We start from the raw sequence: 18,812 nt of genomic DNA on the forward strand, positions 1-18,812 counted from the left end.
TACAAGCCGCCAGCACCGCCCGCCGTGCTCTGGCCGGCTGCACAAACCCAACCCACTTCGCGGGCCATCTCAACCGTGGCCGCCAAGCCCACCATGCATTAGATTAAAACCGGGCCACCTGATGGGGGCAGGCCAAACGCAGCCTCGAGCATTTCCGACGGATCGAGGGTCTTGTGAAAGCTCTCGACGACGTCTCAACGCCTCAGGATCGCGACCGCGTTTAGGGCGAAGTTATTCGGGGCGTCGGGTTCCCATACAGGTTTCTCGCCGGCGCGCCTCAGATCGTTAAGCAGGCTGACTCGGATCCACATCAGGACGCCGCAATGTCCGCTTTCTCGCGATCAGCCAATGTCAGGAAGTGGCGCGGTTGTTCGCGGCAGCAGAGTGATCAACCACCGCCACGCCGCGACGGCCCTGTCGGAGGTACTCTCTGCAATTTGGTTGTGGAACGGCTGAATTTGATCGGCGAACCGATTCCACGATAGCCGCCCCTCTCGATGATCATCTCACGATGCGCACTATGAGGATGAGCTAATGCCTGCGCGACGCTGAGCACTGGCGAGCATGGCACGCTATGACGGATTAGCTTTTCGGCAATGGTGACTGCGTCATCTTTTCTGAATGCGTCTTCCAAGATCTCCCTCAGCGCCTCGCGGTTTGAAACGCGGCTGCGATTGCAAACGAAGCGTTTATCCTCGGCAAGACCATTGAGGCCCAGGATCTCACATAGCCCTCTGAACTGGCGGTCGTTTCCGACGGCCAGGAAAATCTGGCCATTACCTGTGTCGAAGCTGTCATAGGGTGCGATGTTGGGGTGGGCGCTGCCGGTCCGCTGGGGCTCGAGCCCCGAGAACAGAAAGTTCGCCCCCTGCGGATGGAGCAGGGATAAAGCACAGTCGTACAGCGCGATATCAACGAACTGTCCGCGCCCGCTGGACCGTCTTTCCTGCAAGGCCAACATGATCCCGAGCGCCGCGTTCAGGCCGGTCGTGAGGTCGACCACCGGAATGCCGATCCTTACCGGCTCGCCACCTGCCGCGCCATTGAGGCTCATGAGTCCTGAAATGGCCTGGATCGCCGCGTCATAGCCGGGCAGGCCGCCGAGCGGCCCATCGGCGCCAAAGCCGGATATCGAGCACTGCACGAGGCTTGGAAACCGCTCCGAAAGTTGCTGGCGTCCGAAGCCCCAATTCGCCAGAGTGCCCGGCTTGAAGTTGTCGATCAGGACGTCGGCCTCGACGAGGAGTTCGGAGAGCTGGGCGCGGCCCCCCTCGCTCGCAAGATCGAGCACCATGCCCCGCTTGTTGCGATTGACGCCCTCGAAATAGGCGCTGCTCTCACCCCCGACGAAAGGCGGGCCCCAGTTGCGCGTCTCGTCCCCCTGCGGCGGCTCGATCTTAAGAACGTCGGCGCCATGGTCGGCGAGGATCTGCGTGCAATAAGGGCCCGCAAGAACACGGGTAAGATCAATCACGCGCAATCCGGCGAGGGCGCCCGCAGCCTCCAGTTGAGATGTGACATCGGCTCCGAAGCGCGCATCCATCAGTATGACCTCGGCAGATCCAGAACTTTCTCCGCGATGAAGTTCTTGATCATCTGCGGGCTCACCGGCGCGAGGCGGGGGATCAGGCACTCACGTAGATAGCGCTCGACGTGATACTCTGCCGCATAGCCCATGCCGCCGTGCGTGAGGATGGCGGTCTCGCAGGCGCCGAAGGCCGCTTCGGCTGCGAGATATTTCGCCGAATTGGCCTCGGCGCCGCAGTCCCGGCCGGCGTCATAGAGCTCGGCGGCACGGCCGACCATCAGATTGGCCGCCTCCAGCTGCATCCAGTTGGTCGCCAGCGGATGCTGTATGGCCTGATTCTGGCCGATCGGCCTGTCGAAGACGATACGCTCGCGGGCATAGCGCGTCGCCCGGCGCAGCGCGGCCCTGCCGAGCCCCACCGCCTCGGCCGCGATCAGGATGCGCTCGGGGTTGAAGCCGTGCAGGATCTGGCGAAAGCCGTCGCCCTCGACTCCGATCAGGTCGGCGGCAGGCACCGCCCAGTTCTCGAAGATCAGCATGTTCGAGTCGACCGCATGCCGGCCCATTTTCTCGATTTCCCGGATCTCGACCTGGCTGCGGTCGAGATCGGTGTAGAACAGGCTCAGCCCGTCCGTCGGGCGTCGGACCGCCTCAAGCGGGGTCGAGCGCGCCAGCAGCAGGACCTTGTCAGCGACCTGCGCCGTCGAGATCCAGATCTTCTGGCCGCTCAACAGGTAATGATCGCCCTCGCGGCGCGCGCGAGTCCGCAGCTTCGTGGTGTTGAGCCCGGCATCGGGCTCCGTCACGGCGAAACATGCCTTCTGCTCGCCCCGGATCAGCGGCGGCAGCATGCGCTGCTTCTGGGCCTGGCTGCCGAACACGACCACAGGCTGCAGGCCGAAGATGTTCATGTGCACCGAGGATGCACCGCTCATCCCTGCGCCGCTTTCGGCGATCGTGCGCATCATTGTCGCGGCCGCGGCCATTCCCTGGCCGGCTCCGCCGAACTCGACAGGCATCGCGATGCCGAGCCAGCCGCCATCGGCGATCGCACGGTGGAACTCCTCGGGAAACCGTCCCTCGCGATCGCAGCTCAGCCAGTAATCGTCGCCGAAGCGCGCGCAGATCTGCGCGATCGCCGCGGCGATCTCCTCATGCGCGAGCTTTTCCTGCATGTCCGCACCCGGCTCAAGCGTGGAGGCCGGGGCGATCATTCCGCCGCCTGCCTGCCGCTACGATCCCAGCGCGCCTCGAATTCCCAGACGTCCGGAAAGCCCATCAGCTTGTGCATCTCGGCGGTCGGGAACATCGGCACGGGCATGTCGGTCTGGATGCCGTGCCGTTGCAGATGGCCATAGGCCGACTGCAGGGCCCCGGCGGCCGCCTTGTGTGCCATGCCGGCATAGATCGCGATGCTGTAGCCCATTCGCTTGAGCTCGGCTGCGGCGATGTCCGGCGTGCGCCCGTCATAGACGCAGTTGAGCAGGAGATGCGCGCCGCAGCCGCCCAGCTCGGCGGGAATGCGCGCGATCTCGGCCAGCGTCTCCGGCGCTTCGATGAAGATGATGTCTGCGCCGGCCTTGGCATAGGCGACTCCGCGCCTCAGGGCTTCGTCGAGACCGAGGCTCGTGCGGGCGTCGGTACGGGCGACGATGATGGTATCGTCCTTCTGCCGCGCCTCCAGCGCCACCTCAATCTTCAGCACCATCTCCTCGATCGGGATCACGCTGCGGCCCAGCGTGTGCCCGCACTTCTTGGGCATGGTCTGGTCCTCGATCTGGATGCCGGCTGCTCCGGCCGCCTCGTAGCCCCGCACGGTCCGCCGCACGTTCAGGAGCCCACCATAGCCGGTATCGGCATCCGCGATGAGCGGGGTCTGTGTCTCGCCGCCGAGCCTGGCGACGCGCTCGACCATCTCGCTATAGGTGGCCAGGCCCGCATCGGCGATGCCGAGGGAGGAGGCGACGACGCCATAGCCCGTCATGTAGAGCGAGCTGAAGCCCATGGCGTCGGCTATCCGTGCCGAGATCATGTCGTAGACACCGGGCGCGATCACGAGCTCGTCGCCGTTCAGGGCCGCGCGCAGCCTGCCGGCCTTGCTTTGATCCTTGCTCATTGCCGTCTCCTTTCGTCTTGAGGTTCCGGATCGCTGGGCGATCGGCGCAAAGCTCCGCCGGCGGCCTTGTACGGCCACCGTCATCGCCGGCTGCGAGCCCGTCAGGTCACGTGGCGCAGTCGTTTCTCGATCGCGAGCAGAATTCCGGCGAGCACGAGAACGAACACCGTGATCAGGAGGACGATCGCACTCACGAGCTGGATGTCGTTGCGGTGAATCGCGCCGATCAGCAGGAAGCCGAGCCCCCGCTGCGAGGCGAACAGCTCGCCGATCAACGTGCCGAGAAAGGCCAGGGCGATGCCGATCCTGACCCCGGTGAAGATCTGCGGCAGCGCCGCCGGGAGCAGTACGTGACGCGCGGTCTGCCAGCGCGACAACCGCATGGCGCGCGCGCTGCGCAAGAGGATCGGGCTCGTGCCGTGGACCGCGTTCATCGAGAAGATCAGGATCGGGAATATCCCGTGCAAGGCGCCGAAGGCGATCTTGGCGGAGATGCCGAGCCCGAAAATCAGCAGCGCGATCGGGTACAGCGTCACCTTCGGCAGCGAATAAAGCGACATGATGATCGGCTCCATCACCTCGCGCGCCATCGGCCGGGCACCCAGCACGAGGCCGAAGCCGATACCGAGGACGATCGCGATGATCGCGGCCAGGACGAAGGCCTTCAGCGACTCCGTCGCATGCGGCAATACGGTCTCGTCTTGCAGAAGGTCGAACGCGATCGCCACGGCCCGTGCCGGCGCCACGACGGCGCTGGTGCCGAGCCACAGATGCATGAGCTGCCAGGATATCAGCACGATCACGCAGAGCAGGAGGAACGGGCCCTGGCGCTGGATCAGCGTCATCGCACACCTCCCCCGGGCAGGCGGCGCTCGTAGAAGCGGAAGCAGGAATTGATCAGCGCCGCGATCACGCAGGTCAGCAGGATCAGACCGTACATCCGCGTGGTATCGTAATTGTCGTAGGCATAGGCAATCTCGTAGCCGAGGCCGGCCGTCGACAGGATGAACTCGCCCGCGACCACGCCGATGAACGAGTAGACGAAGGCCAGCTTCAGCCCCGTCATCAGGTGCGGCAGCGCGGCCGGCAGCGTGATCAGCCTGATCCGCGCCAGGGCGCCGAGCTGCGCGATGCGGGCCACCTTGTCGAAGACGCGCCGTTCCTTGTCGAGCCCGTCGATCGTCGCCGCGATCATGCTGACGATGGCGAGCTTGACGCCCAGCGCGACCAGCGCCGGCCGGCCGAAACCCAACAGGACGATGAACAGCGGATAGAAGGCGAAGCTCGGGATCGCATACCATGCCGCGAGGATCGGCGCCGTGGCACGGCGCAATACGTCGTAGCGATGGATCAGGAGGCCTAGCACCGTGCCCAGGGTCACCGAAATCGCATAGGCCCCCAGGATGGTGAGCACCGTCATCGACAGGCTCGCATAGATCTCGCCATCCGCCATGATCCCTGCCAGCGACAACGCCATCTCGCTCGGCGCGATCATCGTGCGGGCATTGATCCAGCCGGCGCGGCAGGCGATCTCGAGCCCCAGCACGAAGCCGGCGACGACGGCGAAACGGATCCAGGCGACGCTGCCCCTCATTTCGTCATCCCGAGGGCGATGCGGGATTCCTCGCGGAGGAGGCTCCAGAGGCGCGCCGTGAGCTGGCCGAACTCGCCGCGCTCGGCCAGGCGGGAATCGCGCTCGCGCGGCCATCCCGTCTCGATCGTGTCGATGATCCGGCCCGGCCGGGCCGACATCACGCCGATGCGGTCCGAGAGCAGGTTTGCCTCGTCGAGCGCATGGGTGATGAAGAACACGGTTGCGCCCGTCTCGCGCCAGAGACGCAGCAATTCATCGCCCATCAGCAGGCGCGTCTGCTGGTCGAGCGCGCCGAAGGGCTCGTCCATCAGGATGAAGCGCGGCTGCATCACCAGGGTCCGGCCGATGCAGACGCGCTGGCGCATGCCGCCCGACAGTTGCGCGGGATAGGCCTTCTCGAAACCGCGAAGCCCCATGAAGCCGATCGCGTAGTCGACACGACGCTGGATCTCGGCCGGGTCGGTGCCGGTGCGGCGCAGGGTAAAGGCGATGTTGTCGCTCACGGTCAGCCAGGGAAACGAGGCGTCCTCCTGGAAGACGACGCCGATCCCGGGTGGAACGGTTCCGCTTATGTCCTGCCCCTCGAACCGGGCCCGGCCCTGGCTCGGCGCCGACAGCCCCGCCAGCAGGTCGAGCAGGGTCGACTTGCCGCAACCGGAGGGGCCGACCACGCTGAAGAATTCCCCCTTGCGAAGCGAGATGTCGAGGCCGTCGAGCGCCGTGACCGGACCTTGCCCGCCACTGCCCGGAAAGGTCTTGCTGACCCCCAGGAGCTCGGCATGCACGCTCGCAGCCACGACCTTCGGACGCAGGGCCGCCACGCTCGTCATGAGCCGGTCTTCAGGTCGGCCGGCAGGAAGCGCCGATCGATCATCTCGTCGAGATTGACGGGACGCTCGATCTGCCCGGCCTTGACCATGTCGTCGATGACCGTCTCCATCGCCTGCCGGTCGAAGGCGCCCTCGCTCCACCAGCGCTCGGAGACCAGGCTGACATTCTTGATCATGCTTTCGACAATGTCGGGATCAAGCCGCATGTCCTTGGAGGACAGCTTGGCGGTTTCGGCGAGGTTCTCGTAGATGAACTTCACCCCGCGGCGCCGCGCCTCGATGATGCGCCGGATCTCGTCGCCCTTCTTTTCGATGTTCTCGACGGTGGCGATGCCGACCGTCTGCATCGGTGGCGGCACGTCGCGGTCGACCCAGCGGATCGGCTGGAGCTTCATCCCGTTCCGCAGCGACATCGTGTAGGCGGGCTCGGTGGCCAGCGCGATATCGGCCTTCTTGTTGACGAGTGCCGTGATGCCCGGCGCGATGTCGCCTGCCGCCAACATCTTGACGTCTGACAACGGCACCTTGTGCAGGTTCAGGAAGGAGATGACCTGCGCCTCGGAGGAGGAGCGAGGCCGCGAAAACGCGATGGTCTTTCCCTTCAGATCGGCGGGCGTCTCGATCTTGTCGCCCTCCCGGATGACCCAGAAGCCGTTGCGGCCGATCGTGCCGGCGTTGACGATCTTGATCGGGAAGCCTTCCTTGATCGCGGAGATCGCGGCGGTCAGCGCAACCTCGCCATAGACCGTCCCGCCCGCCATCAGGTTGCGCACGCTGGTACCGCCGCCCTTCGAGGTCAGGATACCCTTGACGTCGATGCCCGCTTCCTTGAACCAGCCCTTCTCCAGCGCCACGGAATAGGGAATGCCGTACATGCCGGCACCGTAATGGGTGACGACGATCTCGGTCGCCGTAGCAGCCGCAGGAGCCAGCGTCACGGCGCCGGCCACGGCCATCCCTCGCGCCGATCGCGCGATCATCTTCAAGAAGCGCATTCGTTTCCTCCTCGGGTCGTTCCCTCGGTCTCCGGTCTGGTGCCGGATGATCCGGCCTTCATGCGAGGCCGGCTCTTGCGGAAACTATGGCGGGGCGACGCCCTGCTCCGCCAGCGCTCGCCTGCCACTACCAGCTATACATGCTGAACATAGGAGAGGCGCTGGATCAGGCCCTGCGCCGCGTCGCTCCGCCATAGGCGCGGCCCCGCAGGGCGCCGGCAGCGACATGGCCGCAGACGGCCTCGCGGACGAGATCGATCAGGATCCTCGTGGCGGCGCTGATGGGGCGGTTCAGCGCCGTCGCCATGACGAGCTTGGCCTTCATATGCGGAGAGGAAAGCTGGATCGCGCTCAACCTGCCCTCGGCCACCTCGCGATGCACCGCCCCGAAAGGCAGGATCGTATCCGCTTCTCCCCGCTCGGCCAGCTGCTTCAGCGCCGTGACCGAATCGATCTCGAGATATGTCGGTTGCGGAATGCCCTCCGCCTGCACGGCCAGGTCGACCACCCGTCGCAGGCCGTGCCCCGCCCCGACCAGCGCCAGGCGCGAGAAGTCCAGCCCCTTCGTCGCCAGAGTCGATCTCGGGGCAGGCACGCCGGCGGCACGTACGAGGAACAGGTCCTCGAGCAGAAGCGGCGTCACGTTCGTGGTGCCGCCGCGCCGCGCGTCGTACAGGATCGCGAGATCGACCTCCCCGGCCTCGATCCACTCGGCCAGCCGGCCGCTGAAGCCTTCGAGCACGCGCAACGACGCCGCCGGGCAGGCCTGGCGGAATGTCGAGACCAGCGGCGCGACGATGGTGGCGCCGATCGACGGCGGAATTGCGAAGGTGACGACGCCGCCCGGCGCATTCGCGTGCTCGGAGATGTCGAGGCGAACATCGTCGAGCTGAGCCAGCACGGGAACGACGGTCTCGTAGAAGCGCTTTCCCGCGTCGGTCAGAGCGATGCCCCGGCCGTGGCGATAGAAGAGCTGCGCCTTCAAACTCTGCTCGAGCCCCTGAATCTGCCGGCTCACCGTCGGCTGTGCCAGGCCCAGCCGCAACGACGCTCGCGAAAAGCTGCCGGCATCCGCGATCGCCACGAAAGTGCGTAACTCCTGAAGGTCCATCGGTTCGGCGTTTCTCCCGCCTGCAGCAAACCATGCGGGCGGGGGCCGGTCCATAGCGAGCGGTAATAGCTGGTGTGTTCCGAGGCGGCGATGCGCCGGCCCGGGGCATGCCCGATAGTGGCCGGAAAGGCGAAGCAGGCCCGCAGAGGCCGCGCATGAGGAAACGCCCGGGAGAACTGCCGATGGGCATGACGATCATCGAGAAGATACTTGCCCGCGCCAGCGGCGCTAAAGAAATCCGCGCGGGCGACCTGGCCGTGGTGAATGTCGATACGGCCGTGATCCTGGACACCAATTTCTACTGGACGGTGCGACGAGACATCAAACGGCTGCACGATCCAGAGAAGGTCGTGATCATCTACGACCACATGGTGCCGGCGCCGGACCAGACCGCGGCGGAGGCGCACAAATACGGGCGCGAATTCGCCAAGCGGTTCGGCATCAGACGTTTCCACGACATCGGGGCGCGGCAGGGCATCAGCCATGCGGTCGTGGCGGACAATGCCTACGCGCTGCCCGGCAGCGTACTGGTCTGTTCGGATTCGCACACCTGCGCGGCGGGCGCGTTCAATGCCGCGGCGCGCGGCATCGGCGCCCCCGACATGGTCTATGTGCTGACGACCGGCCAAACCTGGTTCCAGGTCGGCGAGACGATCCGCTACGATCTCGTCGGCGAATTGCAGCCCGGTATCTCGGCCAAGGACATCTTCCTTCATCTCGCCGGCATCTATGGCGATCACGCCAATCAGAACATCGAATTCGGCGGTCCGGCGCTGGCGGGTCTGAGCCTGAACGCCAGGCGCACCCTCGCCACGATGGGGGCGGAACTGTCCGCGGAGTTCGTCACCTTCGAGGCGGACGCCCGCCTGACCGAATATGTCTCCGCACGCAATCCGGCCGCGTTCGAAGCCCAAGCGCCCGACGCCGACGCGGTCTATGGCGCCAGGCACAGTATTGACCTTTCCCGGATCGAGCCGCTCGTCGCGCTGCCGGACACGGTCGTCAAGAATTCCGTCGCGCTCGACGCGGTGGCAGGCCAGTCGATCCACCAGGCCTTCATCGGCTCCTGCGCCAACGGCACGCTCGACGATCTCGCTGAGGCGGCCCGGGTCGTCGCGGGCCAGCAGGTGGCCCCGGGCGTGCGTTTTATCGTGACGCCGGGATCGCAGGCCATCTACAACGACGCCCTGCGCGCGGGTTACGTGCAGACGCTGATGGATGCGGGCGCCATCGTCACCACAGCGACCTGCGGTGCGTGCTTCGGCGGCCATATGGGCGTACTTGCGCCGGGCGAGATCTGCATCACGGCGAGCACTCGCAACTTCAAGGGACGGATGGGCGACCCTACGTCGCGCATCTTCATGGCGTCGCCGGCGACAGTTGCCGCCTCCGCCGTCGCCGGCACGATCGTGGCCGCAGGCCGCCAGCATGAGGGGAGCGCGACATGAGCATCGCCGGGAACGTCTGGAAGTTCGACGACAACGTCAACACCGACCTGATGGTGCCGGGGTTTGTGCTCTATGCGACCGAGGCAGAACAGGCTCGCGCCGTCTTCTCGGCCAATCGTCCAGGCTGGGTCGACGAAGTGCAGTCCGGAGATGTCATCGTCGGCGGTCACAATTTCGGCATGGGCTCGAGCCGCCCGGCCGCGCGCTCGCTGAAGAATTGCGGCGTCTCGGTCCTGCTGGCCGAGACGATCAACGGGCTGTTTTTTCGCAATGCGGTCAATTTCGGGTTCCTGGCGATCGAGTGCCTCGGCGTCCACGACGCCTTCGAAGAGGGCGACCGCGCGGAAGTCGACCTCGACAGCTGGACCGTGCGAAATCCGCGATCGGGCCTGGAGCTCAAGGCCAAGCCGATCCCCCCGGCATTGCTTTCCCTGATGCTCGAAGGCGGCATATACCCGCATCTCGAGAAACGGGGCCTGATTGGAGGGCGAGCTAGCGATCCTGCGGCCCGCCAGTGAGTAAAGCTAGACCACCCAGAAGCGAGCGCAACCATTCCTCGAAAGGTTTTTTGCTCGCCTAGCCAAGCGAGCGGGGGAAAGCATTCGCGGCGTTCAGCCCCGAAAGAGGCCGCACTTGCGCGTCCGCGTCCGGGCAACTCGCTAATGTCTGGTTGGGGCGCACTGGAACATCGCGGTGTCCTTCAAATCATCGCCCCGATGTGCGGCTGCACACCACAGATTCCGCGCCAGCACGTTAGGCAAGACTGTCGACTGTCGTCGGTCTCGAGAACGCTGATCTCTCCCGGGTTCGCCACGTGCGGGCGCCCCAGAAGCGTCCCTATACGGGAGGCTGTCGTCCGCCGTCGGACGCTGTGCGTCACTGCCGTGAGGTTCGCCATTTAAGACGCCACCCGATTCCCTCCAACCTCCCGCAGAAACGCCGTAATGCGGCTCGATAGTAAGCCTGCTTATAATAAGGAGACTTGGGTTGGTCACGCGCTCGCTCCGCCGCGAATTGATCTTCCAGCTCGTCGAGACGGCGCGCCTCATGCGCGGCCATGTCGACCAGCGCGCCCGCCAGCGCGGGACCACGCGCGCGCAATGGGGCGTGCTTTCGCGGCTGCGCCGCAACGAAGGCATGAGACAGGCGGAACTCGCCGACATCCTCGACATCCAGCCGATCTCGGTGACGCGCATGGTCGACAGGCTGGAGCAGCAGAACCTGGTCGAACGCCGGCCCGACCCCGCCGACCGCCGGGCCTATCGCCTCTATCTCACGAGCGAGGGGCTCACGCTCGTCGACGAGCTCGACCCGTTGCGGCAGGACATCGCCGATAACCTGCTTGCCATCGTCGACGACGCCACGATCACGACGATGCTGACCGCGCTGGCCAGCATCCGCGAGCAGGCTCGGCCTACCGCCTCGGAAACGGCTCCCGCCATCGAAACAACCGCGTGACGAGGACGCCCATGAAGCCCGTGCACCTCCTGATCATGACCTGCCTGGCCGCGGCGGCCGCTGGCGGCATCTGGTTCGGCAGATCGCATGGGGCGGTCGAGCCCGCGACGCTTCGTCAGGCACGCGGCTCCGAGGGTGTTCCGGTGGCGGTGGTCACCGCGGCGGCCGAGGCGGCCGACATGCCGGTCGTGAAGCGGGCGATCGGCTTCGTCGAAACGCCGGCAAGCGTGGTGATCCGCTCGCGCATCGACAGCCAGATCGTCGAGCAGCACGTCACGGACGGGCAGTTCGTCAAAAAGGGCGACCTGCTCTTCACGCTCGACGACAACGACATCAAGGCCCAGATCTCCAAGGACGAGGCGGCGCTCGCGCGCGACGAGGCTCTCCACACGCGCAGCCAGAGCGACCTGTCGCGCTACCAGCAGCTTCTCGCCCGCAATGCGGGCACGCAGGCGCAACTCGACCAGGCCACCGCCGACGAGCGCTCGAGCGCGGCCACGATCCAGTCCGACAGGGCCACGCTCGAGGCCGACCGGCTGAAGCTCGGCTATACGCGCATCCTGGCGCCGATCGATGGCCGCGCCGGGGCCGTTCAGGTCACGCCCGGAAACCTCGTCGCCGCCAATGCGTCGGGCACGGCGCTCGTGACATTGACGCAGATGAAGCCGCTGCGCGTCGCCTTCACCTTGCCGGAGCGGGAACTACCGGTCCTGCAGGCGGCGCTCGATCGCGGCGCTCCGGTCCCCGTGCTGGCGCGCATACCCGATTCCGGCAGCAAGCCCGCCCAGGGCGCCCTGAACTTCGTCGATTCCAGCGTCGACACGACATCCGGCACGATCACCGCCAAGGCCGCCTTCGCGAATGACGACCTTTCGCTCTGGCCCGGGCAATATGTCGATGTCGAGGTCGATGTCGACGTGCTGCGGAATGTCACGCTGGTCGCCACCGTCGCGGTACAGCCCGGCCAAAAGGGCCCTTACGTCTATCTCGCCAAGGGCGACGGCACCGTTTCGCTGCGGCCGGTCAAGATCGCGCTGGCCGATGGCGGCCGCACCGCGCTGAGCGAGGGCGTCAAGCCCGGCGAACGCGTCGTCGTCGATGGGCAGTTGCTGCTGAAGGACGGCGCGAAGTTCCGCGAGCGCGATCCGCAAACGCCTGCTGCCAGGCCCGGCACGGCAGCCATCGCCGAAAGAAGCGCGCCATGAACGTCTCGGCATTCTGCATCCGCCATCCCGTCGCGACGATCCTGATGTCGGTCGCGCTCGTCCTCGCGGGGGCCTTCGCCTATCGCGTCCTGCCGGTCGCGGCGTTGCCGCGCGCGGAATTCCCGGTGGTGAACGTGTCGGCGCAGCTGCCCGGCGCCTCGCCGGACACGATGGCGACATCCGTCGCCACGCCGCTGATCAAGCAGTTCGCGACGATCGCGGGCATCGACAGCATCTCGACGACGAACTCGCTGGGTGCGACCTCGATCGCGATCCAGTTCGTGCTCAACCGCAACATCGACGCCGCCGCGGCCGATGTGCAGGCGGCGATCACGCGGGCACAACGCCAGCTCCCGCAGGAGATGACCACGCCGCCGAGCTATCGGAAGGTCAATCCGGCCGATGCGCCGATCATCCTGATGGCGCTGAAGAGCGACGTCATCCCGCTCTCGCAGCTCGACGCCTTCGCCCAGCAGGTGATCTCGCCGGCGCTGTCGACTGTCGACGGCGTGGCGCAGGTGCTGATCTTCGGCAGCCAGAAATATGCGGTGCGCGTCCAGATCGACCCCGTCGCGCTCGCCTCGCGCGGCATCGGCGTCGACGAGTTGCAGCTTGCGATCACGGCGAGTAACGCCAATACGCCGGTCGGCACGCTGCAGAACAATGCGCAGCAGCTAACGATCCAGGCGCGCACGCAGCTCGCCGACGCCAGCCAGTTCGCGAATGTCATCATCGCCACCCGCAACGGCAAGCCGGTGCGGCTGGGCGACGTCGCCAAGGTGATCGACTCTGTCGAGAACACGCAGACATCGAGCGCCTATGACGGCACGCCCGCGATCGTGCTCGCGGTCCAACGCCAGCCCGACGCCAACACAGTCGAGGTGGTCGACCGCGTCAAGGCGATGCTCCCCGCCTTCGCCGGACAGATGCCGGCCGCCGCCTCGATCTCGTTGCTGAACGACCGCTCGACCTCGATCCGCGCCGCCGTCGAGGACGTGCAGTTCACGCTGGCGCTGACCGTCGCGCTCGTCGTGATGGTGATCTTCGTCTTCCTGCGCCGGGTGGCCGCGACCTTCATCCCCGCGATCGCCGTGCCGATCTCGATCGTCGCGACGCTGGCCGCGATGTATCTCTTCGGCTTCGCCATCGACAACATCTCTCTGCTGGGCCTGACGCTGTCGGTGGGGCTCGTCGTCGACGACGCCATCGTGATGCTCGAGAACATCGTGCGCCACATGGAAGAAGACGGGCTATCGGCCTTCGACGCGGCCCTGAAGGGCTCCTCGGAGATCGGCTTCACCATCGTCTCGATCTCGCTCTCGCTCGTCGCCGTGTTCATCCCGGTCCTGCTGATGGGCGGCGTGATCGGCCGCATCTTCAACGAGTTCGCCGTGGTGGTGACGGTGTCGATCCTGGCCTCCGCCTTCGTCTCGCTGACATTGACGCCGATGCTGTGCGCGCGCGTGCTCTCGGGCTATGGCGAGCATCACCGGGAGAACGCCGTCGGACGCGCGCTGGAGCGCGGCTTCTCGGCGCTGGTCGCGGGCTACGACCGGGCGCTCGGACTGTGCCTGCGGGCCAAGCCGCTGATGCTGCTGTGCTTCTTCGCCACCATGGCGGGATCGGTCTGGCTGCTGCAAACCGCGCCGAAGGGCTTCTTCCCGCAGGAGGATATCGGCCAGCTCCAGGTTTCGACGGAGGCACGCCAGGACATCTCCTTCACCGCGATGAAGGAGCTTCAATCGCAGGTCGCCGAGATCTTCCGCAAGTCGCCCTATGTCGCCCATGTCGTGCAGAGCGTCGGCGGCAGCGGGCCGGCTTCCGCCGCGCTCAATTCGGGCCGTCTCTTCGTCGAGCTCAAGCCGAAGAAGGAGCGCCCACCCCTGCAGAAGGTGCTGGCCGATCTGCGCCGCGAACTGACCCAGGTCGCCGGGATCACGGCCTTCATGACGCCGGTGCAGAACCTCAATATCGGCGCACGCTCGTCCAAGAGCCAGTACCAGCTCGTCGTGCAGGGGCTGGACCAGGGGCTGATGAACCAATGGGCCGTGAAGCTCGCCGACGCCATGGGCCAGGACCGCGCTCATTTCATCGACGTCACCACCGATCTGCAGAACAACGCCTCCGAGGCGACGCTGGTGATCGACCGCGACAAGGCGAACCAGCTTCGGGTCGGTGCCGATATCCTGCGCTCGACGCTCTATTCCGGCTTCGGCGTGCGCCAGGTCTCGACGATCTATACGGCCGGCGACAGCTACGAGGTCATCGTCGAGTTCGATCCGCGCCATGGCTGGTCGCCGGACAGGCTCGACGAGATCCGCGTCCGCGCCGGCAACGGCCAATTGGTGCCGCTCGGCGCCTTCGCCAGCGTCAAGCGCACCGTGGGCCAGCTCACCGTCAACCAGCTCGGCCAGATCCCTGCCGTGACGATCTCCTACAATTTGCCGGCCGGCGTCGCGCTCGGCGACAGCGTCACCCGCATCGACGCGATCAAGGGCTCGCTCGGCTTCCCGGCCGCACTCTCGACCACGCTCGCCGGCACGGCCAAGACCTTCCAGGATTCGCTCGCCAACCAGGGCTGGCTGATCGCCGGCGCAATCCTCACGATCTATATCGTCCTCGGCATTCTCTACGAGAGTTTCATCCATCCGCTGACGATCCTGACCGGGCTGCCCTCGGCCGCTATCGGGGCTCTCGGCGCGCTCAGGCTCTTCGATCTCGACCTTTCGGTCATCGCGATGATCGGGCTCCTGATGCTGATCGGCATCGTCAAGAAGAACGCCATAATGATGATCGATGTCGCCCTCGTCCTGCAGCGCGATGGTGCCCCGGCGCAGGAGGCGATCCACCGCGCCTGCATCCTGCGGTTCCGGCCAATCCTGATGACGACGCTGGCGGCGCTCATGGGCACGTTGCCGATCGCGCTCGGCGCGGGCGCGAGCGCCGAATTGCGCCAGCCGCTCGGCATCGCGGTCGTCGGCGGGCTGCTGATCAGCCAGGTGCTGACGCTCTACATCACGCCCGTGTTGTTCCTTTACCTGGACAAGCTGGGCGATACCGTCTCGCGGCTCTCCGGCCGGGGAGCAGCGCCTGGCGCCGCCGCCTCAACGCCGGCGGAATGATCCGCCAATTCGGCAGCCGGCAGCCGGCGAGACTTCGGATCGCACCTAGGCTGCGCTTCAGCTCGGCCAAGCAGCCGCTGCTGACCGATTTGGGCAGATGATGCCGCCGAGCGGCCTCACTCCAGAGAGCCTGCTTCCGCGATTGCAATGAATGTCTGGACGCCGTCGAGCTTCAACATCGTTCGACTTTCCCGGAAATGAGTTTCGCTTGCACGACGCTAATCCGAACGGAAATCGCATGCTACGTCGCGTCATGCCGACGGGTTGACAGCGACGGTCGCAGCGACCGCCCTGCCGGCAGGCGGGAGATGTCCCATGTTGAAAGCTGCATTCGCGCTCGTCGCGTTTGCCGTCGCCGCTCCCGCGGCTGCCCAGGTCCCAGCCTTCCCGAACGCGTTCAAGGTGCAGGAGATCGCCACCAACGGTGCGACCATCCATGTCCGTGTCGGCGGTCAGGGGCCGGCGGTTGTGCTCCTTCATGGCTACGGGGAGACCGGCGACATGTGGGCGCCGATGGCGGCTACTTAATCCGAAGGCGATTTTTGTCGACGTCTTCAAGTTTCGACCTCGCGCCTATGGTCATGCACGATATCCGATTATGGGACGGGACTCCCATGACGGGTCGGAAGCTGCCGCTAGTCGGCGATGCCGTCTCGGCCCTCGATAGCCATGAGTGTCGCCGTCAGAAGGGCAATCAGCCGCTCGCTTCCACCCTTGATTGCAAAGACTTCGGCCTGAGCGAGCGTCAGCGTGCGCCCTGCCTTCACGACCTTGCCGCGGGCGACAATGCGGTCACCAATTCCGGGGGCAAGCAGGTTGATCTTGAATTCTGTGGTCAGCACCCCGCGGCCCAAGGGCATCATGCTGAGCGCTGCGTAACCAGCCGCGCTGTCCGCAATCGCACTGACTGCCCCGGCATGAACGAAGCCGTGTTGCTGCGACACCTCCGGCCTGGGCAAGAGTTCGATCACCACATGCCCCGGCTCCACGCTGGTCACGGCTGCGCCGAGCGTCTTCATGAGCCCTTGCTTTGCGAAGCTGGCCCGAACTCGCTGATCAGCCCGCGCCGGCTCGACATCCATTTCAGCACCTCCGCGATCCAGCGTGGCAGGTAAAGGTGATGGCAGCAACGGGTCGCGAGCTGCCATCCCGAACCCGAGCCGGAACGTCCGCTTCCGGGCATCGAACCAATGTCCGGAAGTGGCGCAACTGAGCCTAGGATCGGAAGTTTGGAAACGCTATTTTCGCCCGAACATGTGTAAGAGTTCCCATGCAAACAACTCAAGCCGAGCACAGGGAGTCCGTAGATCAGCGGGCCATGGATCTCTAAAATCGATCATGCTGCAGCCCGGAAGCGAGAACGCGATGGTTAGTCATAGGCAGCCTACTCCTTCAGCGCCTTGACGGCGCGCCAGTCGACCTCGAGCCCGAATCCCGGCGTCTCGGTCAGGCAAAACTGTCGGTCGCGATAGGTCGCACCGCCCTAGAAGGTGCGACGGTCGATCAAGTGCAGCGCGTCGCGGCCGACAGATGGGCGGCGAATGCCACGTCGCCTGCCTGCTCCGTCCAAGCGTCTACAGTCCGTAATCGACAAGCAACCGCGGCAGCCAGAGCACGGTCGCGGGGAACAGCGAAATGATCACAAGCACGATGAAGCCGGCCCCGAGGAAGGGACCCAGTTCCCGGCTCTCCTCCTCCAGCGTGACGCCGGCGAAGTTGGCGCAGATGTAGAGCAGGATGCCGACTGGCGGGGTGATCAGCCCGAGGCAGAGATTGAACACCATCACCAGTCCGAAATGGACCAGGTCGATGCCGACGGCCTGCACCACCGGCACCAGCACCGGGATCAGGATGAACATCGCCGGCAGCGGCTCCATGAAGATGCCGATGATCAGCAGGAACACGTTGATCATCATCAGGATGATCGTCGGATCGGAGGAGACCGAGCCGATCCAGCTCGCGATCGCGCGCGGAGTGCCGGACACGGCCAGCAGCCAGCCGAAGCCCGACGACAGCGCGATGATGAACATCACCAGCGCGGTGTCGAGTGCGGTCTGGATCAGGATCGGCCAGATCGTCTTCAGACTGAGTTCCTTGTAGACGAAGAAGCCGATGAAGGCTGCGTAGAGCACCGCGACGGTCGCGCTTTCGGTGACCGTGACGACGCCGCCGGTGACGCCGATCAGGATGATGACCGGCATCATCAGGGCCCAGCTGGCCGGCATGATCAGCCGGGGAATCTCGCGGATTGGAACGGCTTGCGAGACCGGGTAGTTTCGCCTCACCGAGATCCAGTAGGCTGCGATCATCAGCGAAAGCGCCAGCAGGATGCCCGGCACGATCCCGCCCAGGAACAGCGCGATGATCGAGACCCCCTTGCCAGCCGACAGCCCGTAGATGACGAGCGGGATCGAGGGCGGGATGATCGGCCCGTTGACGCAGGCGGAGGCCATCAGAGCGGCGGCAAAGCCGCTGCCATAGCCCTGCTTCTTCATGGCCGGGATCAGGACCTTGCCGATCGCAGAGGCGTCGGCTGCAGCCGAGCCCGAGAGGCCGGAGAAGATCATCGCCGCCGTTACCGAGGTCAGTGCGAGACCGCCGCGGAACCGGCCGACCATGGCATTGGCAAGACTGATGATCTGGTTGGTGATACCGCCGCCATTCATCAGGTTTCCGGCCAGGATGAAGAACGGGATGGCGAGCAGCGCGTAGGAATCGGCGCCGACGAGCGTGCGTTGCGCCAGGATCGACATCGGCAGCGAGCCATGGGCCATGATCGCGGCGATGGTGGCCAGCCCCATCGCGAACGCGATCGGGACGGAGAGCGCCAGCAGCAGGAAGAAGCTGCCGATCAGAATCGTGCTCATCGTCAGAATTCCCCCGCGAAGCCTTCAGGCTGCCTCTTCGAGGGATCGACGATCTTCTCGACGAAATAGAGCATCATCATCGCGCAGGAGACCGGCGCGGAGAAATAGAACCAGGCCGGCGTGATATCGAGCGCGCCATAGGTGTTGGGCAACACGTCGATGGAGAGCTTCACGCTGTAGATGAACAGCACGATGACGAAGGTCAGGTTGGCGATCTCGATCACCCAGAACATGATCTGTTGGGCGCGCCCCTTGAGCATGCCGATGAACATGTCGACGCCGATATGCAGTTTCTGGCGATAGAGGACGGCGGCGCCGATGAAGGTGATCCAGATGAACAGGATGTTGGAGACCTGCTCGATCCAGGAGATCGGGGCGTTGACGACGTAGCGCCACCAAACCGCCGCCAGGGTGATCAGTACGATCGCGGCGACGCAGAGGCCGAGCACGAATTTGGCGATTTCGGTAACAGTGTTCGATAGGCTGCCGATGACCGCCTTCATGCAAAGCTCCGCTGTCTGTCCGGGGATTCTCGGAG

At 65.4% G+C, this 18,812-nt stretch carries 16 protein-coding genes and 1 pseudogene; 6 read left to right on the forward strand and 11 right to left on the reverse strand.

Translation table 11 applies throughout. The features are described from left to right. Positions 1 to 388: 388 nt before the first annotated feature. The 8 genes from ASE63_RS03570 to ASE63_RS03605 form a co-directional block, all read right to left on the reverse strand. Positions 389 to 1,543, reverse strand: a complete 1,155-nt coding sequence (locus ASE63_RS03570) for a CoA transferase (RefSeq protein WP_056796704.1) — start codon at positions 1,541 to 1,543, stop codon at positions 389 to 391. Next, positions 1,543 to 2,703, reverse strand: a complete 1,161-nt coding sequence (locus ASE63_RS03575) for an acyl-CoA dehydrogenase family protein (protein ID WP_056797084.1) — start codon at positions 2,701 to 2,703, stop codon at positions 1,543 to 1,545. Before ASE63_RS03575 ends, ASE63_RS03570 begins: the two co-directional genes overlap by 1 nt. Before the next feature lie 35 nt (positions 2,704 to 2,738). Next, positions 2,739 to 3,644 carry an isocitrate lyase/PEP mutase family protein gene (locus ASE63_RS03580; RefSeq protein WP_056796708.1) on the reverse strand — a complete coding sequence of 302 codons (906 nt, stop codon included), beginning with the start codon at positions 3,642 to 3,644 and terminating at the stop codon, positions 2,739 to 2,741. A gap of 101 nt (positions 3,645 to 3,745) precedes the next feature. Beyond that, positions 3,746 to 4,489 (reverse strand): ABC transporter permease subunit, encoded by a 744-nt coding sequence (locus ASE63_RS03585; protein ID WP_056796710.1) that lies wholly within the window; start codon positions 4,487 to 4,489, stop codon positions 3,746 to 3,748. After that, a complete protein-coding gene (locus tag ASE63_RS03590; protein WP_056796713.1) occupies positions 4,486 to 5,238 on the reverse strand; it encodes an ABC transporter permease in 753 nt (250 codons plus the stop codon). The genes ASE63_RS03585 and ASE63_RS03590 overlap by 4 nt, the downstream gene beginning before the upstream one ends. After that, positions 5,235 to 6,068 (reverse strand): ABC transporter ATP-binding protein, encoded by an 834-nt coding sequence (locus ASE63_RS03595; RefSeq protein WP_056796716.1) that lies wholly within the window; start codon positions 6,066 to 6,068, stop codon positions 5,235 to 5,237. Before ASE63_RS03595 ends, ASE63_RS03590 begins: the two co-directional genes overlap by 4 nt. Then, positions 6,065 to 7,063, reverse strand: a complete 999-nt coding sequence (locus tag ASE63_RS03600) for an ABC transporter substrate-binding protein (protein WP_082609633.1) — start codon at positions 7,061 to 7,063, stop codon at positions 6,065 to 6,067. The genes ASE63_RS03595 and ASE63_RS03600 overlap by 4 nt, the downstream gene beginning before the upstream one ends. Before the next feature lie 166 nt (positions 7,064 to 7,229). Next, complete coding sequence (locus ASE63_RS03605; RefSeq protein WP_082609634.1) at positions 7,230 to 8,228, reverse strand: LysR family transcriptional regulator; 999 nt, start codon at positions 8,226 to 8,228, stop codon at positions 7,230 to 7,232. A gap of 128 nt (positions 8,229 to 8,356) precedes the next feature. Here ASE63_RS03605 and ASE63_RS03610 point away from each other — a divergent pair, with 128 nt between their 5' ends. The 6 genes and pseudogenes from ASE63_RS03610 to ASE63_RS03635 all read left to right on the forward strand — a co-directional run. Then, positions 8,357 to 9,622, forward strand: coding sequence for an aconitase/3-isopropylmalate dehydratase large subunit family protein (locus ASE63_RS03610; RefSeq protein WP_056796726.1), 1,266 nt, complete (start codon positions 8,357 to 8,359; stop codon positions 9,620 to 9,622). Next, the gene (locus tag ASE63_RS03615) at positions 9,619 to 10,140 is read left to right on the forward strand and encodes a hypothetical protein (RefSeq protein WP_056796729.1); all 522 of its coding nucleotides are present in this window, start codon (positions 9,619 to 9,621) and stop codon (positions 10,138 to 10,140) included. The genes ASE63_RS03610 and ASE63_RS03615 overlap by 4 nt, the downstream gene beginning before the upstream one ends. 469 nt (positions 10,141 to 10,609) lie before the next feature. Beyond that, complete coding sequence (locus ASE63_RS03620; RefSeq protein ID WP_244491268.1) at positions 10,610 to 11,080, forward strand: MarR family transcriptional regulator; 471 nt, start codon at positions 10,610 to 10,612, stop codon at positions 11,078 to 11,080. An 11-nt stretch (positions 11,081 to 11,091) separates the two neighbouring features. After that, positions 11,092 to 12,285 carry an efflux RND transporter periplasmic adaptor subunit gene (locus tag ASE63_RS03625; protein WP_056796732.1) on the forward strand — a complete coding sequence of 398 codons (1,194 nt, stop codon included), beginning with the start codon at positions 11,092 to 11,094 and terminating at the stop codon, positions 12,283 to 12,285. Continuing rightward, entirely contained in the window at positions 12,282 to 15,407 is a 3,126-nt protein-coding gene (locus ASE63_RS03630) for an efflux RND transporter permease subunit (RefSeq protein ID WP_056796736.1), read from the forward strand. Before ASE63_RS03625 ends, ASE63_RS03630 begins: the two co-directional genes overlap by 4 nt. A gap of 315 nt (positions 15,408 to 15,722) precedes the next feature. Continuing rightward, a pseudogene (locus ASE63_RS03635) lies at positions 15,723 to 15,929 on the forward strand (alpha/beta hydrolase); the annotation flags it as partial. Positions 15,930 to 16,042: 113 nt separating this feature from the next. Here ASE63_RS03635 and ASE63_RS03640 read toward each other — a convergent pair. The 3 genes from ASE63_RS03640 to ASE63_RS03650 all read right to left on the reverse strand — a co-directional run bounded on the left by ASE63_RS03640 (position 16,043) and on the right by ASE63_RS03650 (position 18,777). Then, on the reverse strand, positions 16,043 to 16,489 hold the full coding sequence (locus tag ASE63_RS03640) for a PaaI family thioesterase (protein WP_056796741.1): 447 nt from the start codon (positions 16,487 to 16,489) through the stop codon (positions 16,043 to 16,045). 492 nt (positions 16,490 to 16,981) lie between these two features. Further along, on the reverse strand, positions 16,982 to 18,274 hold the full coding sequence (locus ASE63_RS03645) for a TRAP transporter large permease (RefSeq protein WP_056796744.1): 1,293 nt from the start codon (positions 18,272 to 18,274) through the stop codon (positions 16,982 to 16,984). 2 nt (positions 18,275 to 18,276) lie between these two features. Beyond that, positions 18,277 to 18,777, reverse strand: a complete 501-nt coding sequence (locus ASE63_RS03650) for a TRAP transporter small permease (protein WP_056796747.1) — start codon at positions 18,775 to 18,777, stop codon at positions 18,277 to 18,279. Positions 18,778 to 18,812 lie beyond the last annotated feature (35 nt).

The organism is Allobosea sp. Root381 (assembly GCF_001429395.1).
Classification (GTDB): domain Bacteria; phylum Pseudomonadota; class Alphaproteobacteria; order Rhizobiales; family Beijerinckiaceae; genus Allobosea.